Genomic DNA, 19561 nt, shown 5'->3' on the forward strand with positions numbered 1-19561 from the left:
CCACTGGGTTGCCATCTTTATCGAAATACAGACCTTCACCTTCAGGAACGGTCGTGAAGATAATCGCTTGTGCCACGTCGGCTGCCGAAGCGATAAGTTGTACGTTTTGCTCTTTCAGTTTTTCACCAGCAGCAATGTATGAATCCCAATCTTTGATTGCTTCTTCTACATCAATGCCCGCTTTTTCGAATACGTCGGTACGGTAGTACATAACACCTGGACCTAGGTCGACAGGGATACCATACATGTCGCCGTCAGCGCCTTTACCTTGTGCCCATGCGTAAGGTGCGAATCGCTCTTCGTATTTATCTGCACCGTAGTTTTCAGACAGGTTAACTAGGCCGCCAGAACCCACGAATGGACCAATTTTCTCAACGTCGACAACAATCACATCACCGGCACCAGAGCCCGTTGCAAGGTTCGTTGTGAGTTTCGTGTGGTGGTCACCGTGGTTGTTCATAAGGTAATCAACTTTGATACCCGTTTCCTTTTCGAAATCAGGCAGTAATACCTTCAGGCTGCTATCGAAATCAGGGAAACCGTCGAAACGAATTTCTTTGTCTGCTGCATTTGCAGCTGTTGTACCTAATCCTAAAGCAACCGCGCATGAAAGCGCTAAGGTCTTAAATTTCATGTTCTATCCTTAATATTTTTATAGGGTAACTGGTAAATCCGATACCGAGTTTCTAGTGACCAACGTCGGCAGCAATTTAAAGTTCACGTCATGTTTTATTTTTTTTAGCTTCTGTAGAGTGAGCTGTACTGCTTCAACGCTCATCTCTTCAATAGGGAAATTAATGGTGGTCAAACTAGGGGTCAGATAGCGCGCGAAGATGGTGTTATCGAAGCCCACCAGTGATACATCTTTAGGAACAGACAGTCCCTCTTGATGCAACACCTCGAAGGCGCCAAATGCCATGTGGTCATTCGAAGCAAATACTGCTGTGAAATGACACTTACGATTAATCAGCTTCTTCATAGCACTGATGCCCGTCTCTTCAGTAAAGCCCGCTTCCGAGACTAATGCTTCATCGTATGGCACACCCGCTTCTTCCAAGGCCTTTCGATACCCCTGCAAACGCCCCCTAGCATCTGCTTTATCTAAAGGCCCGGTAATACACGCGATATCTGTATGTCCCTTTTGCAAAAGATATTGAGTAGCGAGTAGCCCCCCGACTTCGTTATCAATATCAATGCAACTCATCGCCATTTCTGGGATGAAGCGGTTAATTAAAACCACAGGGGTCCCCAGTTCTTCCAATTCAATTAAATAATCATCACTGAGCAGTTGAGTATGAAGAATCAAAGCATCAACACGACGCCCCAACAGAAACTCCACAGACTCACGTTGCCCTTGCTCAGTATTCGAACCCGCTGTTACCACAGCGTGGTAACCAAAGCGGCGTAGGTTCTCTTCTATGCAATGCAAAATGCCTGAATAGAAAGAACCGCCAAGTTCTGGAACAACAACACCCACACTACCAGTACGACTTGAAGCCAAGGCTTGAGCGATAGAGTTCGGGCGATAACCCAATTCTTTGATCGCTTTTTCAACCTTTAACTTCTTGTCATGACTGACTCTGCTAGTGCCATTAATAACCCTAGACACTGTCGCCTGAGACACACCTGCATGTTCTGATACGTGTTTAATTGTTGCCACTCGAACCTCGATACTTCATTAGCTTGTAACCGCTTACAAAACGATTATTAAAGAAAGGCGTCTTGGTTGAAGTGAGTGTCATAACACTAAAGTTGGAGGTAAAAAGGCCAGTTGTGGAAATCATGAAAGCGCTTACAGATTAACTTCACACCATGAAACTGTTTCATGAGATTATTGTTCATATTATCAAGATGGTGTTCGGTTACTTGTTCGTCAGGTCAAACAAGTCCGCCTAAATCCATTTTTTTAAAACGTCATTTGATGATGAATCCGCAGCTGACGGCAATATACACGGGGAAAGTGACCTTGTTATTTCAATGGCCTTTCGAAATTGTATGAGAACATTTCACGGTAATTTTTAGCTCAAAGCCTTTTCATCAGAAAAACCAGATACGAAAACGCCCAGCGGAAGGCTGGGCGTGAAATCATAGAAGAAATTAACTGGCTCTAATCTTTGTGATTAGATGATTCCGCTAACTTAAACTCTTGAGTTAATGAGAATTGCTGTTGCGACATGGTTTCAAGCTGTTGACCGTGGGAAAAAAGCACTTGGGAACGTTGCGAGTTATCTTCAGCCAAAGTGTGTATCTGACTGATATTTTGAGTGACTTGAGAGGCAACGACTTGATGCTCTGTCGTCGCGGTCGCGATTTGATGACTCCTTTGCTCAACCTCATTAAGCAGATCAGACACCGTCGATATCGAGTGATTCACTTCGCCGGTTTGTTCTACGCATTGAACCATACCCACCACGCACTGATTGATCTGTTCAACCGCCAGTTTAGAGCTAGTTTGCAACTGCTCGATCTTGTTGTGTATCTCTTGCGTAGAAGCATTGGTTTTGGCTGCTAGCACGCGAACTTCATCCGCAACCACAGAGAAACCACGCCCTTGTTCTCCAGCTCGCGCGGCTTCTATGGCGGCATTCAACGCCAGTAGATTGGTTTGCTCAGAGATCCCAGATATCACATCCAGAATGGACCCAATACTGGCGCTTTCGCTTTCAAGCTGACCAATGGTCGCCGTTGATTCCGCCAGCTTATTTTCTAGGCTGCCCATCAATTCGACGCTTTTATCCATGGTCTTCTGGCCATCACTGGAACTGGATACCGCGTCGGTCACTAGCGTTAGAGTTTGGTTGGCCGCCTGAGTGATTTCCGTCACTGAGCACTCAATTTGTTCCATCGCTGTCGCTACCATCACCGTTTGATTGGTTTGTTCTTGCATCGCTTCACTCAAAGAACGACTGGTGCTTTGGTTCTCAAGGGAAGCTTCCTTTAAACGTGTTGAGGAGTGGCGCATGTTGTCAATCATTTGGGTCAGGTGACTGATCACCAAATTGACTTTATCGCTCACCAAACCAAATTCATTATTGGCTTGATACTGAACCATCACGCTCAAGTCTTTTTTGGCGACTTGGTCTAGTGCACTTTGCAGTAATTTACTTGGCTTGCGAATCCCTTTAGCAATGTTCAGCCCGATTAGCAGCGCAATAAAAACCGACCCAATAGCAATGATGGCCTGCATCAAGAGTGCTTGATGAGAGAAGTCCATCGACTCGTTATATAAACGTTTAGCCGTGTCTTCCGCGTACATAGAAAGCTCATCAAAATGGCTTAACTGCACATCAATGAGCTGTTCGATCTCCACTCTTTGCTGAGCAATGCTCTCATGTAGCTTCACGGTTTCCATATGCGTTGACACAGATCCTTGCGCTGAAAATACATGTGAAGCGAGCAGTGATAAAGACTGTTTACTGCGGCGTAGCAAAGATGAGTCCAGATTATCCAAGTCTGATACAGCTTGTTCGAATCGCTCTTTACGGCTTTGTAGGCGACGCTCAACACCACGAACCTCCGATGACGTTTGCAGAGAAAAAGCTTCATTCGCTTCTGCTGCAATCAAACTCAACTGAACCAACAAGGCTTCTACCGCTTTTTGCGTGTTGCCCGAACTCGTACTCGCCAATTGATTAACCAAGGTGTTATTGAGTTGTCCTACCACAGATTGAAATTGTTCCTGACCCATCGAACCGAGATCTTTACTATCCAAATAAGAGACGTATAAGTTTAAGGACTGTTCTATCTTATTGATGGTGGCAACGCCCGCTTCTTCAATATTTTGGAGCATGGGTTCAAGTGGTGAGCCCGATTCAGCCTTGCCATCAAACCAATTTAACTGCTGCTGATATCGCTCGATATTACTCAAAACGGTTTGTTTCAGCGGTTCGAGCTCATCAATGTAGTTGGCGGATAAATAGGGAGTAGTGCTGCGATTAATATCCAAAAAACGGATGGTGAGCGTGGAGGATTGGAGCATTAAAGGAGTGGCTTGTTGAGTGATGGTTTCGATGTGTGAGGTTATGTTCTTGTTGCTGCTAATACTCAACCATGCGCTACCAAGCATGATCACGATCAGCGTGAAGAAACCTAAATAAACTCGAGACACGATGGAAGAAAGTCTCATCGTTATTCCTTGATCTAGTGGCGAAAAAAAGGGCACAAAAATGTGCCCAAGAATGGAGTTAATTGAAACGTGCCCTAATCAATCTGCCTTTAGGGCTAAAATGGACAGTATTACGTGCTCTTAACAAGCATAGATATTTGAAAGCATGGCTCTTTGAAAATATGCCGAATTCAAAGAACAGCGCTTTCTATACCTGTGATTACCACCAAGCTTCAAACATTGCGCCGAACGACAATGTATCAACATTGGTTGTCTTCACTGTGTTGCCTTTCGTTTCTACATCACCCACGGTTGTGTAGAAGCGAAGCATTGGACGGCTCCAAGGTAAGCCACCTAGAGAAACGTTTTGAGACAGCGTTACCTTCCACGCATTCTCTTCACCGTCGTCATCGTAATCAACCATGCCGTAGCCAGCTTCTAACCATGTAGAGTGAACATCATCCCATTGGTACTGTGGACGAACGATACCCGCGTATTCAGTATTCTCACGATCTAAGTCTGAGCCAGAATTGTCTTTGTAAGACACTAAGTAATCAATGATGAACTGTTCAGATGCAGCGTAGCTACCCTCAACACTTGCATACAAAGTCTGGTAATCACCTTTAAGGTCATATACCGATGAATCGGCACCGTCACCGTACTTAACAACCAACTTGTTAGACTCACCCAAGCCTAATGTTGCACCTACTAGGTAGGCCGTTTCATCACTGACTTTTTGTCCTTGAGTCACGACAGGCTGCATTGAATCTGTCACTGGATCGTATACGTACTCAGTCGTCGTAGACGTATCCGCTTCGCTCGATGCAAAACCGTAGTTCGCGTAAAAATCCAGATTACCAATACCTGCGTCAATACTGTGTAGCTTCGCTGTCACGGCGTATCGGCCATTGTCATTTACGAGGCCGCCTTTCACTTGGCCAACAAAGCCCATATCTAGCTTAGCGCCGCCGAAATCTAGGTTGTTAAAGCCAGCGCCTTGACCATCGTGTGTCATCCAGAAGTAATCGTTCAAACCTTGTTGCGGACGTTGATGGAAGTCGCGACCAGCCCACATATAAAGTTCTGGTTGGCTTTCAAATACGTTAGTTACACCTGCGTACATTTTTTTCATACTCAGGCCGCCGTCGTCAGCCCAAGCGTCTGCTTCCCAGTGGTCAGCCATGAATACGATGTCCCAAATCGCACCATTGTCAGCTTGGAAAAGCTTAGCTAGCTGAACCTCACCACCATTAGCTTCGTTACCCAAACGACCGACAGAACGACCTGTTGTACCGATGTCTACGTACCGCTCATCACCGCTCTTGTAGTGAGCGCCGTAACGAGCATAACCAGAGAAGACGATGCCATCTGGCACCTTAGTTTCTGCTGTTAAAACTGCGGGTTGTTGATCATTAACATAATCAATATCAACAACCTTAGATTCTAACTCTTGGATTCGTTTTTCTAATGCTTCGATATTAGTATCAGCAGCAAAAGAAGAGAGTGAAGCAAGCGATGCCGCCACTGCGACCGTTATTGGCAAAAGCTTAAATTTTTGCATTGTATTTCCCTATTATTTTTTTGAGTTTTCATCGAACAGGGAAATATTAAGCAATGAAAGAGTTGAAAAGTTGGTCGCTGTTCACACTGATAAATCAGCTTAAATGCCATGAAACTTTTAGAAAATCCATGACGAAAACTACTGATTTTAGATCAACAGGTTATAGTGAAAAATGCGTAAAATATCAGCTTGAAATCGCTTTCATTTCATCAGTAATGGTGGCGGCTATCACGGAAAAGAGTGTCGAAAAGCAAAGAGAACGAGGTGTGAATTTGATTGGTTTTCATATATATGAAAAACCTCAAAATCTAAGGCAGATTTTGAGGCTTTTTGGTCTGAGTTAAATACCCAGTTATCTAAAATCAAGAATTCGCTACAATGAATCTAGAGACTCAATTCCCATATTGAACAGAGTAAATGCGTAGATATCAGCAGTGAGGTCGATAGCTTTACTCAGCGGCATACCTGCCCCATGCCCTGCATTAACATCAATACGAATCATCACAGGCGCGCCACCTTCATGCTTGTCTTGCAGCTCTGCAATGAACTTATAAGAGTGCGCTGGCACCACACGGTCGTCGTGATCAGCGGTCGTAACCAGTGTTGCTGGGTAATCGACACCTCGTACAACGTTATGAACCGGGGAGTAACCCAGCAGGTATTCGAACATCTCTTTATTTTGCGCTGACGTGCCGTAATCGTACGCCCAGCCTTCGCCAGACGTGAATGTGTGGTAACGCAACATGTCCAACACCCCAACCGCAGGTAAAGCCACTTGGAACAGCTCAGGCCTTTGTGTCATGCAAGCGCCTACCAACAAACCGCCGTTAGAACCGCCGCGAATCGCTAACTTATCGCTGCACGTGTAGTTTTCTTCGATTAAGAACTCCGCAGCAGCAATGAAGTCGTCAAAGACATTCTGCTTTTTCTGCTGAGTTCCGGCTTTGTGCCACGCCTTACCATACTCACCACCGCCACGCAGATTTGGCACCGCATATACGCCACCCAGTTCTAGCCAACTGCCAACCGTGCCAGAGAAAGAAGGCGTTAGGCTAACGTTAAAGCCACCATAGGCGTACAACATAGTTGGATTATTGCCGTCTAACACTAATCCCTTCTTGTAAGAGATAAGCATCGGAACCTGAGTGCCATCCTTCGAGGTATAGAAGACTTGTTTAGACTCAAATTGATCCGACTCAAACGGAGACTCAGAGCGTTGGTAGATTTCAGAGCTTCCAGATTCAACATCAAAAGAGAAAATCGTTGGCGACGTTACATAGTTGGTAAAGGTGTAATGAAGCTGGGTTTGCTCTTTTTTACCACCCAAACCACTAGCCGTTCCTAGCCCAGGTAAATGAATTTCACGAACCAGATTGCCTTGGTAATCCAGCTGCTCAATCTTAGACACCACATCGACCATGTAATGAGCAAACAAGTAACCACCGCCCGTGCTGATATCTAACGGCTGTGGCTTTTCAGGAATGATATCGAGCCATTTCCTATCGCGAGTATCAAAGCTCACCACCTTGCCATTAGGCGCATCGAGATTGGTGTATAAAATGAAGACTTCATCTTGGTTATCGATGAGGTACGTATCGCTATCCACATGGTCAATCAGCGTGTTCAGCTGTTGTTCTGGTGAGTTTAAATCGATATAGAACAGCCTGTTACCCGATGTCGACTCTCGCCCAAGAATGATCAAGTAACGGTCGTCTTCGGTGGTATAGCCTGATACATAGCGGTGCTGCTCAGCGTTGTTCTCGCCAAAAACCACTTTGTCGCTAGCTTGCTCTGTACCCAACTCATGGAAGTAAAGTTTGTGCTGTTCGGTACGTGCAGAAAGCTGGCTGCCGTCTGGCTTGTCGTAACTAGAGTAATAAAAGCCACGATTACCCAACCAAGAAATGCCGGTGAACTTCGCATCGGTGATTTCGACTTCAAGCTGCTGTTTAGTCTCGGTATCGATAACAAAAATCTTGCGCCAGTCGCTACCACCCTCTGAAATACTGTACGCCACTAGGCTGTAATCTTTAGAAAACGACACCGAACCCAGTGATGTGGTGCCATCTTCCGAGAAAGTGTTCGGATCTAGGAAAATTTCTTCTTGTTGCCCTTCTTTGTGACGATAGAGAATGCTGTGATTCTGCAGGCCATCGTTCTTATAGAAATAGGTGTACTCACCTCGAGCAAACGGCTGCGAGCTCTTTTTGTAGTCTTGCGCTTTCGCTAATCGCTCTCGCAGTTCAGCGCGATACGGAATTTGAGCAAGGTAATCGAACGTGACCTCATTTTGGCTCGCCACCCACTGCGCGGTTTCGTCGCTTCTGTCGTCTTCTAACCAGCGATAAGGGTCTTCAACTATCTGATCAAAATAGTCATCGCTGACGATCTGTTTGTTGGTGACTGGATATTGATACTCTTTTAAATAGCTCATCGTGATCCTTATTAAAAATAATGTGAAATCGTCAGGTAACGCGTTCTGATGTGTTCAATCAATAACTTAATCTTGTTCGGTGGCTGGCGCGTAAAGGGGTACACCGCATAAATACCGAGCTTCTTGCCCACTAAATCAGGGAAGATATCCACCAACTGGCCGTTACGAATGTCGTGATAAACCAAACAGCGCGGTACATACGCGACCCCATGACCGCCCAACGCCGCCTTTCTTAATGCCGTCGCATTATCGGTAGAAAAAGAGCCCGAGACGCGCACTATGTATTTATCGTTATCGGTAAAGCCATCTTTGCTATGCAGAAATTGCCACTCACTGGCACCCGTTGTTTGATAAGCGTATTGCAGACAATTGTGCTCAACCAAATCCTTGGGCTGCATCGGCTTACCATTCTTAGCGATATAAGACGGAGAAGCACATACCACCCATTGAGAGTCCAAGATATGACGGGCAATTAAGCTGGAGTCTTCCAAGTAGCCGGTTCGAATAACCAAGTCGAGACCATCATCGACCAGATCAACAAAGCGATTGTTAAGAGACATATCGACCGTTAAACCTGGGTGCATATTACAAAACTCGGCAACAGCGTCTGCGAGAATCAAATCTCCGGAGATAGTAGGCACTGACATTTTGATATGACCACTAACATTTTCACCAAAGCCTGAAACTGCATCCATAGCCTCTTGAGCCGCCTGCTTCACATTTTTGGCTCCGTGTAACATTGCCTTACCCGCCTCAGTCAGCGTCAATTTACGCGTGGTTCGATATAATAGCTGCACGCCAATCTCTTCCTCCAAACGCGCAATTCTCTTACTAACTACCGAATTTGTAAGGTTATTTTGTTCTGCCACCTTACTAAAACTGCCCAGCTCTACTACCTGTGAAAACAGGATCAAATCGTCTGCTCGCATTTGATTATGCCAATTTTGGAATTAATTATTTTCATTATTTCCCTATATCAATAAAAAATAAAGGGGTAAATTCACGCCAAATTAACAAAACAATTACAAAAACAGCTTTTGCAATCACATCGGTTATAAATAAAGCGACTCTAATTACAACAATTGAATCCTCGAGATTCAGATTACACCTACAAAACTAATGACGTGTTATTCACTTCAAACATGAACGTTTGAAAACAAGTACGAGGAAGTACCCATGAGTGAAACTCTACTAGCATTATTGGCCTTTTCGCCAATAGTTGTTGCAGCGATTCTGCTGGTTGGCCTTAACTGGCCTGCAAAAAAAGCGATGCCAGTGGCATTTGCATTAACCGTTGCTATCGCCCTATTCGCATGGGATATGTCTAGCACTCGCGTGCTGGCTTCAGTATTCCAAGGCTTCGGCATTACCGTGTCGGTTCTCTGGATTGTGTTTGGCGCCATCTTCTTATTAAACACTTTGAAACACACCGGAGCTATCACCACCATCCGCAACGGATTTACTGACATATCAGCAGACCGTCGTGTACAAGCGATCATCATCGCTTGGTGTTTTGGTTCATTCATTGAGGGCGCATCTGGCTTCGGCACACCGGCTGCAATCGCCGCTCCATTGTTGGTTGCCATCGGCTTCCCAGCATTAGCCGCTGTACTGATGGGCATGATGATTCAATCTACGCCAGTATCATTCGGCGCGGTTGGTACACCTATCATTGTTGGCGTAAACAAAGGTTTGGATACGCACAACATTGGTGAAAGCCTGATTGCCAATGGTTCAACATGGGATGCTTACCTACAACAGATCACATCAAGTGTTGCAATCATCCACGCCTGCGTTGGTGTGATGATTCCTGTCTTGATGGCGATGATGCTGACTCGCTTCTTCGGTAAGAACAAAAGCTGGACTGAAGGTCTTGATATCCTGCCGTTCGCACTGTTCGCCGGTGCTGCTTTCACTATTCCCTACGCACTAACGGGTGTTTTCCTAGGTGCTGAGTTCCCATCACTGATTGGTGGTTTGGTTGGCCTTGCGATTGTTGTAACAGCAGCAAAACGCGGCTTCCTAGTCCCTAAATCAAAATGGGATTTTGAAAGCGAAGATAAATGGCCAGCAGAATGGCTAGGTTCTTTGAAGATCGATTTAGACGACAACAAAGATCATAAAAAGATGAGCATGGCGATGGCATGGGCACCTTACGTTCTGCTCGCTGTCACTCTAGTTGCTAGCCGTGTGAGCCCTGAGTTCAAAGGCCTACTTAAGAGCGTTAGCCTTTCTTTCAGCAACATCCTTGGCGAGACCGGTGTAAGCACAGCGATTCAACCTCTGTATCTACCAGGCGGCATCTTAGTCTTCGTCGCGTTGGTTGCGGTTCTAATGCAATCTCGCAGTGCAGCTCCACTGGCTAAAGCCTTTGGTGAGTCGAGCAAAACTCTGATAGGCGCTGGCTTTGTGTTGGTGTTCACTATCCCAATGGTTCGTATCTTCATTAATTCTGGCGTGAACGGTGCCGATTTAGCAAGTATGCCAGTAACCACTGCAAACTTTGCAGCTGACCTAGTCGGCGGCGCATTCCCAGCGTTAAGTGCCACGGTGGGTGCGTTAGGTGCCTTCATTGCAGGTTCGAACACCGTTTCAAACATGATGTTCAGCCAGTTCCAATTCGAAGTAGCACAAACACTGTCTATCTCTAGTGCAGTGGTTGTTGCTCTGCAAGCCGTTGGTGCAGCAGCAGGTAACATGATTGCGATTCACAACGTGGTAGCCGCATCGGCGACCGTAGGCTTGTTAGGACGCGAAGGCGCAACACTACGTAAGACTATCATCCCAACGTTCTACTACTTGGTGATGACCGGAATCATCGGCCTAGTGGTTATCTACGGCTTCAAAATGACAGACGCACTTATGTAAACCATAAGTCGTTACAAAAGCACTTGGCGTTAGTACTCAATTCCCCGACTGTAACACCGTCTAATAAGACAGTTGATGAGTTTCGGAATGGATACTAAAACACATCAACACCCCGGGTATTAACGCCATTTTATTGCTTAACTGTTTCACTGTTTCACTGTTTATTTGCTTCACAGGTTAATTGCTTCATAGATTAATTGCTTCACTGGTTATTTTATTTATCGATGAGTTGCTTCACCGATTAAGAAACAACAAACGCTTACTTTTCAAGAATTAAAGCAGCCCAAGCCAAGCTCTCAGAGAAGGGCAACATCCCAAGAATTTAGGACTGAAATTATGATCATATCCGCATCGACTGATTACCGCGCCGCAGCAAAAGTGAAATTACCACCGTTTCTTTTCCACTACATTGACGGCGGTTCTTACGGAGAACATACCCTACGCCGCAACACCGCCGATCTTGCAGAGATCGCGCTCAAGCAACGTGTCCTCAATGACATGTCAGACCTAAATTTAGAAACCGAGTTGTTTGGCGAAAAGCTGGCCATGCCGATTGCATTAGCTCCAGTTGGCCTAACAGGCATGTACGCACGACGTGGCGAAGTCCAGGCGGCTAAAGCGGCTGACAACAAAGGCATCCCTTTTACGATGTCGACAGTATCGGTATGTCCGATTGAAGAAGTCGCACCTAAGATTGAACGCCCAATGTGGTTCCAACTTTACGTACTAAAAGATCGTGGATTCATGAAGAACGTATTGGAACGTGCCAAAGCGGCTGGCGTAACAACGCTTGTATTTACTGTAGACATGCCGGTACCCGGCGCTCGCTACCGTGACATGCACTCAGGAATGAGTGGTCCAAATGCAGCAATACGTCGTGTATTCCAATCTATGCGTCATCCTAGCTGGGCAGTTGATGTTGGCCTACTTGGTAAACCGCACGACCTTGGCAACATTTCGACTTATCGCGGTTCTCCAACCAAACTGGAAGACTACATCGGTTGGTTAGGTGATAACTTCGACCCATCAATTTCATGGAAAGACCTAGAGTGGATCCGTGATTTCTGGGATGGCCCAATGGTTATCAAAGGCATTCTTGATGAAGAAGATGCAAAAGACGCCGTGAGATTTGGCGCAGACGGTATCGTAGTTTCAAACCACGGCGGTCGTCAGCTTGATGGTGTTCTATCAAGTGCTAAAGCACTGCCTGCGATTGCAGATGCGGTAAAAGGCGACACCAAGATTCTGGTCGACTCTGGCATTCGTACTGGCTTAGATGTAGTTCGCATGATGGCGATGGGCGCAGACTGCACCTTGCTTGGTCGCTCTTTCGTCTACGCGTTAGCAGCGCAAGGACAAGCAGGTGTTGAGAACCTACTCGACCTATATGACAAAGAGATGCGCGTTGCGATGACTCTAACTGGCGCCAAGACAATCAAAGACTTAACTCGTGATTCTTTGGTAGGGCTAGATTAAGCGGCCACGATTCTGATTTAGGTTCAGATTCAGGTTCAGAGTAATGCTTTGGTCTACTTAGACTGAAGTTCAATCGGTGTCACAGCAATTCCACTGCCGTTGTGACACCGTTTAAGCACTGGAAAACAAAATAAAAAACTAGGGCGTGTTGATCTTTCGAGCTGACTTTTGCAGCGAGTTGCTGGGTATTTATACAAGGCAGAGGCGTCGATGTGTAGCTAGCCTACATGAGAAGCCGATAACGTAGTAGAAATGGCCAGCAAACGCTGCCCGAAGGGTTCGGCTAAAAGCGTTTTACTCTTTGTTGAGGGGAATTTGCTTAGAGTGACTAGGCTACTTCCCCCTCGCCGCGATTAAAACGCTTTTATCTCGAACAAAATTTAACCACGAAAGGTCAACACGCCCTCACCAGTGCCCAATAAGAAGCACAAGGAAGCAAAGATGGAGACAACCACATCCCATGAGCGAGTAATAGACGCACAAGCTTATCAGCAGCTTGAAGCGATACTGGCTCAAAAAATAGAAACAGAACGCATTGTCACTCAAGAGGCAAAGCGATTGGCCTACGGCACCGATGCGAGTTTTTATCGCTTGGTGCCGAAAATGGTTCTAAGGCTTAAAAACTTAGACGAAGTCATATTCACCATTCAAAGCTGTCGCGAACTGGGCATTCATTTTACCTTTCGCGCCGCGGGCACTAGCCTTTCAGGACAAGCCGTTTCAGACTCGGTACTCATCACACTGACCGACGACTGGCGTGGCCATGAAATCGTCGACAACGGCAATCAGATCATCCTTCAACCGGGTGTGATTGGCGCTGATGCCAACAAATACCTTGCCCCTTTCCAACGTAAAATCGGCCCAGATCCAGCCTCTATCAATACCTGTAAAATCGGTGGTATTGCCGCGAACAACGCCAGTGGCATGTGTTGTGGTACTGCGCAAAACTCGTATCGCACCGTTGAGAGCATGAAAATCGTATTGAGTGATGGCTCCCTGCTTGATACGGCAGATAACGCAAGTGTTGAAGCATTCAAGCTATCACATAAAGAGCTGTTTGAAGGCGTTGTCGAATTACATCAACAGACAGCTTCAAACCAAGAACTCGCCGACAGAATTCGCCACAAGTACCGCCTCAAAAACACCACTGGCTACGCTCTGAATGCCTTGGTCGATTACCACGATCCAATTGAGATCATCAAACACTTGATGATTGGCTCAGAAGGCACACTAGGTTTCATTGCTGAGATTACCTACAACACGGTAATCGAACACCCGAACAAAGCTTCGGCGCTGTTGGTGTTTGCCGACATCGAGCAAGCCAGTAAAGCCGTTACTACGCTATCAAAAACACCCGTTGCTGCCGTTGAATTGATGGACGGCAGAGCGCTGCGTTCAGTTGCTGACAAACCGGGTATGCCTGCATTCATGCCGAACTTGGATTTAGAAGCCGCAGCGATTTTGGTTGAATCACACGCCAGCTCCCAGCCGGACTTAGATTTACAATGTAAATCAATTTTGGACGCATTAGCTGAATACACGATTGTTGAATCGGTGCCTTTCACTTCCGATCCAAAGACAGTCGCAACTCTGTGGGGCATTCGAAAAGGCATGTTCCCTGCGGTTGGCGCGGTTCGTGAAGTCGGTACAACCGTTATCATCGAAGACGTGGCTTTCCCTGTCGAAAACCTCGCTAACGGCATTCGAGAGCTGCAAGAGCTGTTCGATAAATACGACTACAGCGAAGCGATTATTTTCGGCCATGCCCTCGAAGGCAATCTGCATTTTGTATTTACTCAAGGCTTTGATAGCCAAACAGAAATCGATCGCTACGGCGGTTTCATGGATGACGTTGCCGAACTGGTCGCGGTGAAATACCAAGGTTCACTGAAAGCAGAACATGGCACTGGCCGTAACATGGCACCTTATGTCGAATTGGAATGGGGTAAAGACGGCTACGCCTTGATGCAACAAATCAAAGCCTTGTTCGATCCAGAAAGACTGCTCAACCCCGGCGTTATTATTAACGACAATCCGAATTCACACATCACAAATTTGAAGCCAATGCCTGCTGCTGACGAGCTTGTCGACCGCTGCATTGAATGTGGCTTCTGTGAGCCTGTTTGTCCGTCTCGTACCTTAACTCTATCGCCACGCCAACGTATCGTGCTGTACCGCGAGTTACAACGCCGCCGAGCTGCGGGTGAAGAGATAGAAGCAAGCGAACTAGAGAAAACCTTTGAATACCAAGGCATTGATACCTGCGCCGCAACCGGCCTGTGTGCCGAACGTTGTCCAGTGGGAATCAACACCGGTGATTTGATTAAAAAGCTTCGTATTGCCAAGTACGAGAAATTTACGCCAATCGCTAAGTGGACAGCGGATCATTTCTCGACCACTACAAAACTCACCAAGGCTGGCCTCAAAACCAACCAAGTAGCGAGCAAAGTATTAGGCGCAAATACTGTCGGCAAGCTAACTAACGGCTTGCGCTCTATCACCAAAGGCGCGACGCCGGTTTGGATGCCTGAGATGCCGCAATCCAATAGTCACTCGCTAGTCCCATCACCAGTGACGGCAGAATCCTCAAGCAATCATAAGAAGGTGGTTTACCTCCCTTCCTGTGCAAGTCGAACCATGGGACAACAAAGCGATGCGGGCGACCAGCGTCCTCTAACTGAAGTGACCATGTCTTTGCTTAACAAAGCAGGATTTGAGGTAATTCTTCCGAAGAAGCTAGACGACCAATGTTGTGGCATGCCTTACGACAGCAAAGGGATGACCGATTTAGCCCAATCTAAAGCGCAACAGCTCGAAGAAGTGTTGTGGCAGGCCAGTCGTCAGGGTGAATACCCAGTCTTAATGGATACCAGCCCATGTGCTAAACGCAGTATTGAACAGTTCACCAAACCGTTAGAGGTATTAGAGCCGACAGGGTTTGTGAATCAATACCTGCTTGAGCACCTGACACTTGAGCCGCTGCAAGAAACCGTGATGTTGCATGTGACTTGTAGCTCTCGTCGAATGGGCTTGGAAGGCGCGATGTTGAGCCTTGCTAAAGCGTGTACCGAAGAGGTCATCGTTCCTGAGCATATTCAATGCTGTGGTTGGGCGGGTGATAAAGGTTTTACCACTCCAGAGCTGAATGAAGCGGCGGTACACCCACTCAAAGAGCAAGTGCCGAGCAACTGTACTCGTGGCTTCAGCAACAGCCGAACCTGTGAGATCGGTTTGTCACATCACAGTGGTATTCCGTATCAGTCAATCTTGTACTTGGTGGACGAAGTCGCGCAATAGCATCGTTCATAGCGCAAAGGTATTAACTTAAACCTAAAACGAAAAATGGCAGCCCAATCAGGCTGCCATTTCTTTATTCGATTTAAACGTTATTTAGCTAGTTGTTACGAGTTGACAGTTAGAGAGATAAGCGCACCAACTCTTCTGGTGAGTAGTGTTCTGCTTCTGCACCTTTGGCGATTAAGTCGATCACTTGAAATTCGCTCATGTCACCAAACTCTTTGATTAAGTAATCACGAAACGCTTTCTCGTTCGGCCACTTACCTCGCACGATATAGCCCTCTTCTTTATCGAAATCTTCCGTTTCAAAGAAGGAAAAGTCGGTCATACCAATATTGTGGCAATACAAAACGAGATACATGTTGAATCCTTAACGCTGAACATTTAACTAAGCTAAAAACCGATCGACAACCGATCCGAAAGCCAATTCAAAAAAACAGGCTCAAGGTTACAACATAAATGCCAAATCGAACACTCAATCGAATAGCACGTCGAAAACTTAAGCAGCCTGTTCTTTTTCGCTAATCATCAAACATCATGTTAATGGCCGCGCCTAACAGAATCAGTCCAATGATTGGCCCCATGACTGCCAATGGCGCGCGCTCGATGTAAGGTAGGTTCTCTGCAATCATCAAACCCCACTCAGGTTCAGGTGGCTTGGCACCTAAACCGATGAAGCTCAGTGAGGTCAGGCTCAGCGTAATCACCGGCAGCCTCAACATCGCGTGTCTTAACAACGGTGGCAACACGTAAGGCAGCAGATAGAAACGGAAAATTCTAAGCTTGCTGGTGCCCCACAATGGCGCGAGATGCGTATAAGGTTGAGCCTTTGCTTCCACGATCAAGCTTGAACAATGTGCCGCCAATGGTGCCCAAGATACCAATACAATCGCGATTAATGCGCTGTTCGGATTCATGCCCGTTAAGCCAGCAACCAACAGGCCAGCAATGATGTAAGGAATACCTTTAGTGATCTCGATAAGACCTTGGCTAAAGCGAGTATTGAAGCCCATTATGATGCCCGTCACCAAGCTCAAGAACGTTGCTAAGATGCCCGCTTGGAAGGTCGAGACCATGCCCGAGCCGATTCTCGCTAACAGATCTCGGCCAATGCCATCCGCACCCAATGGTGCTTGCCAACTAGGGTCCGCTAGGCGAGCAAACTGACTGGTGTATGGGTCACGAAATGCAGCCCAAATTACAATTGCAATCAGGAACGAAAATATTGAAAAAGCAACAGCACGCTTGGTACGGCTCTGCGTAAAACGAAACGAAGAGTGGCTACTAATGAGCTTACCGCTTTTCAGACTGTGACCCAGAATCAGCTGTTGAACAAACAAGCTCATGCTGCTCACAGCAATTGAAAACAGTAGCAGCACCAGCAGGCCGCCTTGCAGCATCGGCAAGTCTTGCGCCTTAGCTGCGCCTAGAATCATGCGCCCGATACCCGGAATCGAGAAGATAAGCTCAACCGCGACCGCGCCACCAGTCAAACCAATCACGATCATCGCGATTTGTGGGATCAGGCTGCTCAGCGCTCTTTTCAGCGCAAAGCGAATAATTTGGTTAGAGTGAACGTTGGCACTGAGCCAAGTGATCACCCAAGGTTCATTTAAAACGCGTTGTAAACTGTCTCTGAGTAGGCGGCTAAATAGGCCACTAGCAGGCAGTGCGAGCGCTAAACTCGGTAACCATATGTCTTGCCAACTTTGCCAACCATACGGCGGCAGCCAACCTAACCAGATAGAGAACACCAGTATTAATACCGAGGCCACCACGTACTCTGGCAAGGATATTAATACGGTGCTTAAACTGCTGTAACTCTGCCCTAGTTTGCCCTTCTTCCAACAGCGCAAAGTAGAAAGCAAACCTGCACCGCACAGCACGAAAGTCATCACAAGTGCGCTCGACATCAGAAACAGAGACGTCGACGCTGTTTTCTGAATGCCTAGTGCAACCGAAGAACCATCAATCCATGATTTCCCTAGATCACCCGAAAAAGCACTTCCTACCCAGTCAATCAGGCGCTCGCTTGCCGAACGGTCAAGCTGAAGATCAGCGCGTACCGCTGCTAAAGCTTCAGGCGTAAGCAGGTGTTGTTGCCCCGCCCTCGCACGCAGAATGGATTGGCTTGGGTCGATGCCTGCAATGTCAGGCATCAAGCCAACAAGAATCACCACCACAATCAGTGAGGCGATTCTTGATAACCAAGGCGTCAAGAGAAATAAGGTTCGACGCAGAGTCTCAGCAGATAGCATCTATTTAGTTAGCCTGTTTCGCTTGTTTGATCTGTGTAGTTTGGTCAACTAAACGGCGCTCACTTGGGTCACGAACCACATTGCTCACGCGCTCGCTTTCACCTTGAATCACACGTTCGTGAAGCAGTGGAATAGCCGCGAAGTCGTTCAAGATTTTTTGCTCAGCTTCGATGATCGCTTGCTGACGCAGTGCACCTAATGGTTGCAGATCAGCGTGAGTCAGAGCTTGGTCTACTTCTTGAGAACAGAATTGACCAAGATTGAATGAACCCTTACAACCAAAGTCACTCATCATGTAAGCCACTGGGTCACCAGAATCTAAAACCGTTGCACGAGAAAGGATGAACGCATCGAACTTGCCTGATAACGCATCGTTTTCAATCTGAGCGTACTCACGGATATCCAGCTCAACGTTAAAGCCAGCCGCTTCAAGTTGCTGTTTAAGTAGTGCAGCCACTTCTGGAAGCTCAGCACGGTCGGTAAAGGTACCGATAACAATGCTTTCACCGTTTGCTTTTAGAGTCTTGTCGATTGCCTGACCTTCAGGTCGAATTGGTTCAGCCCAAGCAAGAGCAGGACCTAATAGACCTTGTGCAATATCCGCGTGTTTTTCATAAACGGTATTCACGATTTGCTCACGGTCTACCGCAGCAGCCGCTACCTTACGCAAGTTAATATCGCTGAATACGCCTGACTTGTTGTTTAGGTAAAGCGTATTGGTACGAGGCATTGCCACTTCATAAAGTAGGTTCGGATCAATGGTCGCGATTTGTGAAACGGGCACTGCTTCAACGATGTCTGCCGTGCCTGTTCTTAGAGCCGCAGCGCGCGCAAAACCGTTCGGAACGTATTCTGCAATCACAGATTCAACCTGTGCTTTTTGACCCCAGTAGCCATCAAAACGTTTCAGTTTCGCACTGGTTGTACCGTTAATTTCAGTCAACTCAAACGGGCCCGTACCAGCACCCATTGGGCTAACACGGCCATCTTCTTGGTAAGCACTTGCTGCAAGAATCGCTAATTGAGGGCTTGATAAACGGCTTGGTAAAAGAGGGTCATCAAAGCTGGTCTTGATCTCTACGCGGTAGTTGTCCATCGCTTTCACTTCGAGATCGACACCATCTAGAATGCGTGGTTTAGGTGCAGCCTCAAGCGCTTTCTGCAAAGAGTTCACTACGGATTCTGCGGTTAATGTAGAGCCATCGTGGAATTTAACGCCTTGGCGAATCGTGAACTGCCAAGTCAGAGGATCAAGATGTTTCCAATCAGTCGCTAGCATTGGTTCTGCTTCTGAGGTTGGGCTCAGGTTAACCAGAGTTTCAGCTGTGCTCCAACGAGATAACTTAAAAGCATCATCAGAAAGTGGTGACAAACCCGTTCTTGGTGGCTGCATCATCGCAACACGAATTTCAGATTTGACTGCGGCATCGCTAGACTCTGGTTGAGAGTCAAAACAGCCCGTCAAAGGCAGAGCCAACGCAAGCGCGCAAGCCAGTTTGATTGAATTAAAACGCATAGTTATTTTTCTCTGTAAGCTGTATTTCGTTAATAAGCTGTATTTC

Annotated in this window: 13 protein-coding genes; 4 read left to right on the forward strand and 9 right to left on the reverse strand. The window is 46.7% G+C overall.

The features are described 5' to 3' along the window. From H5300_RS09130 to H5300_RS09145, 4 genes are all read right to left on the reverse strand, one after another. On the reverse strand, positions 1-634 hold a 634-nt coding region (locus H5300_RS09130; protein WP_182795816.1), incomplete at its 3' end, for an ABC transporter substrate-binding protein. 18 nt (positions 635-652) lie between these two features. After that, entirely contained in the window at positions 653-1660 is a 1008-nt protein-coding gene (locus tag H5300_RS09135) for a LacI family DNA-binding transcriptional regulator (RefSeq protein WP_182795817.1), read from the reverse strand. 447 nt (positions 1661-2107) lie between these two features. Continuing rightward, on the reverse strand, positions 2108-4126 hold the full coding sequence (locus H5300_RS09140) for a methyl-accepting chemotaxis protein (protein WP_182795818.1): 2019 nt from the start codon (positions 4124-4126) through the stop codon (positions 2108-2110). Positions 4127-4325: 199 nt separating this feature from the next. Next, positions 4326-5666, reverse strand: coding sequence for a carbohydrate porin (locus H5300_RS09145; protein ID WP_017089977.1), 1341 nt, complete (start codon positions 5664-5666; stop codon positions 4326-4328). Positions 5667-5719: 53 nt separating this feature from the next. Here H5300_RS09145 and H5300_RS09150 point away from each other — a divergent pair, with 53 nt between their 5' ends. Then, the gene (locus H5300_RS09150) at positions 5720-6010 is read left to right on the forward strand and encodes a hypothetical protein (RefSeq protein WP_017083010.1); all 291 of its coding nucleotides are present in this window, start codon (positions 5720-5722) and stop codon (positions 6008-6010) included. A gap of 29 nt (positions 6011-6039) precedes the next feature. Here H5300_RS09150 and H5300_RS09155 read toward each other — a convergent pair whose 3' ends face one another. Both H5300_RS09155 and H5300_RS09160 read right to left on the reverse strand, forming a co-directional pair. Then, positions 6040-8100, reverse strand: coding sequence for a prolyl oligopeptidase family protein (locus H5300_RS09155; protein WP_182795819.1), 2061 nt, complete (start codon positions 8098-8100; stop codon positions 6040-6042). A gap of 11 nt (positions 8101-8111) precedes the next feature. Then, complete coding sequence (locus H5300_RS09160; RefSeq protein WP_017081288.1) at positions 8112-9029, reverse strand: LysR family transcriptional regulator; 918 nt, start codon at positions 9027-9029, stop codon at positions 8112-8114. Positions 9030-9276: 247 nt separating this feature from the next. On the opposite strand from H5300_RS09160, the gene H5300_RS09165 reads away from it, so the two are divergent. The 3 genes from H5300_RS09165 to H5300_RS09175 all read left to right on the forward strand — a co-directional run bounded on the left by H5300_RS09165 (position 9277) and on the right by H5300_RS09175 (position 15741). Further along, positions 9277-10968, forward strand: a complete 1692-nt coding sequence (locus tag H5300_RS09165) for an L-lactate permease (RefSeq protein WP_102496202.1) — start codon at positions 9277-9279, stop codon at positions 10966-10968. A 336-nt stretch (positions 10969-11304) separates the two neighbouring features. Beyond that, positions 11305-12444 carry an FMN-dependent L-lactate dehydrogenase LldD gene (gene lldD, locus H5300_RS09170; RefSeq protein WP_182795820.1) on the forward strand — a complete coding sequence of 380 codons (1140 nt, stop codon included), beginning with the start codon at positions 11305-11307 and terminating at the stop codon, positions 12442-12444. A gap of 441 nt (positions 12445-12885) precedes the next feature. After that, positions 12886-15741 (forward strand): FAD-binding and (Fe-S)-binding domain-containing protein, encoded by a 2856-nt coding sequence (locus H5300_RS09175; protein WP_182795821.1) that lies wholly within the window; start codon positions 12886-12888, stop codon positions 15739-15741. Between the two features lie 118 nt (positions 15742-15859). Here the strand turns inward: H5300_RS09175 and H5300_RS09180 are convergent, their stop codons facing one another. From H5300_RS09180 to H5300_RS09190, 3 genes are all read right to left on the reverse strand, one after another. Next, positions 15860-16102 (reverse strand): hypothetical protein, encoded by a 243-nt coding sequence (locus tag H5300_RS09180; protein WP_108195202.1) that lies wholly within the window; start codon positions 16100-16102, stop codon positions 15860-15862. A gap of 160 nt (positions 16103-16262) precedes the next feature. Next, positions 16263-17999 carry an ABC transporter permease subunit gene (locus tag H5300_RS09185; RefSeq protein WP_182795822.1) on the reverse strand — a complete coding sequence of 579 codons (1737 nt, stop codon included), beginning with the start codon at positions 17997-17999 and terminating at the stop codon, positions 16263-16265. Positions 18000-18003: 4 nt separating this feature from the next. Next, complete coding sequence (locus H5300_RS09190; protein ID WP_182795823.1) at positions 18004-19515, reverse strand: ABC transporter substrate-binding protein; 1512 nt, start codon at positions 19513-19515, stop codon at positions 18004-18006. Positions 19516-19561: the final 46 nt, after the last annotated feature.

The sequence above is a fragment of the Vibrio sp. SG41-7 genome (assembly GCF_014164465.1).
Lineage (GTDB): Bacteria > Pseudomonadota > Gammaproteobacteria > Enterobacterales > Vibrionaceae > Vibrio > Vibrio splendidus.

Excerpts from the sequence above, each read along its gene's own strand:
- H5300_RS09140 (WP_182795818.1), bottom strand. The coding sequence starts at position 4,126 with ATGAGACTTTCTTCCATCGTGTCTCGAGTTTATTTAGGTTTCTTCACG.
- H5300_RS09145 (WP_017089977.1), bottom strand. The coding sequence starts at position 5,666 with ATGCAAAAATTTAAGCTTTTGCCAATAACGGTCGCAGTGGCGGCATCG.
- H5300_RS09150 (WP_017083010.1), top strand. The coding sequence starts at position 5,720 with ATGAAAGAGTTGAAAAGTTGGTCGCTGTTCACACTGATAAATCAGCTT.
- H5300_RS09155 (WP_182795819.1), bottom strand. The coding sequence starts at position 8,100 with ATGAGCTATTTAAAAGAGTATCAATATCCAGTCACCAACAAACAGATC.
- H5300_RS09160 (WP_017081288.1), bottom strand. The coding sequence starts at position 9,029 with ATGCGAGCAGACGATTTGATCCTGTTTTCACAGGTAGTAGAGCTGGGC.
- H5300_RS09165 (WP_102496202.1), top strand. The coding sequence starts at position 9,277 with ATGAGTGAAACTCTACTAGCATTATTGGCCTTTTCGCCAATAGTTGTT.
- lldD (WP_182795820.1), top strand. The coding sequence starts at position 11,305 with ATGATCATATCCGCATCGACTGATTACCGCGCCGCAGCAAAAGTGAAA.
- H5300_RS09175 (WP_182795821.1), top strand. The coding sequence starts at position 12,886 with ATGGAGACAACCACATCCCATGAGCGAGTAATAGACGCACAAGCTTAT.
- H5300_RS09180 (WP_108195202.1), bottom strand. The coding sequence starts at position 16,102 with ATGTATCTCGTTTTGTATTGCCACAATATTGGTATGACCGACTTTTCC.
- H5300_RS09185 (WP_182795822.1), bottom strand. The coding sequence starts at position 17,999 with ATGCTATCTGCTGAGACTCTGCGTCGAACCTTATTTCTCTTGACGCCT.
- H5300_RS09190 (WP_182795823.1), bottom strand. The coding sequence starts at position 19,515 with ATGCGTTTTAATTCAATCAAACTGGCTTGCGCGCTTGCGTTGGCTCTG.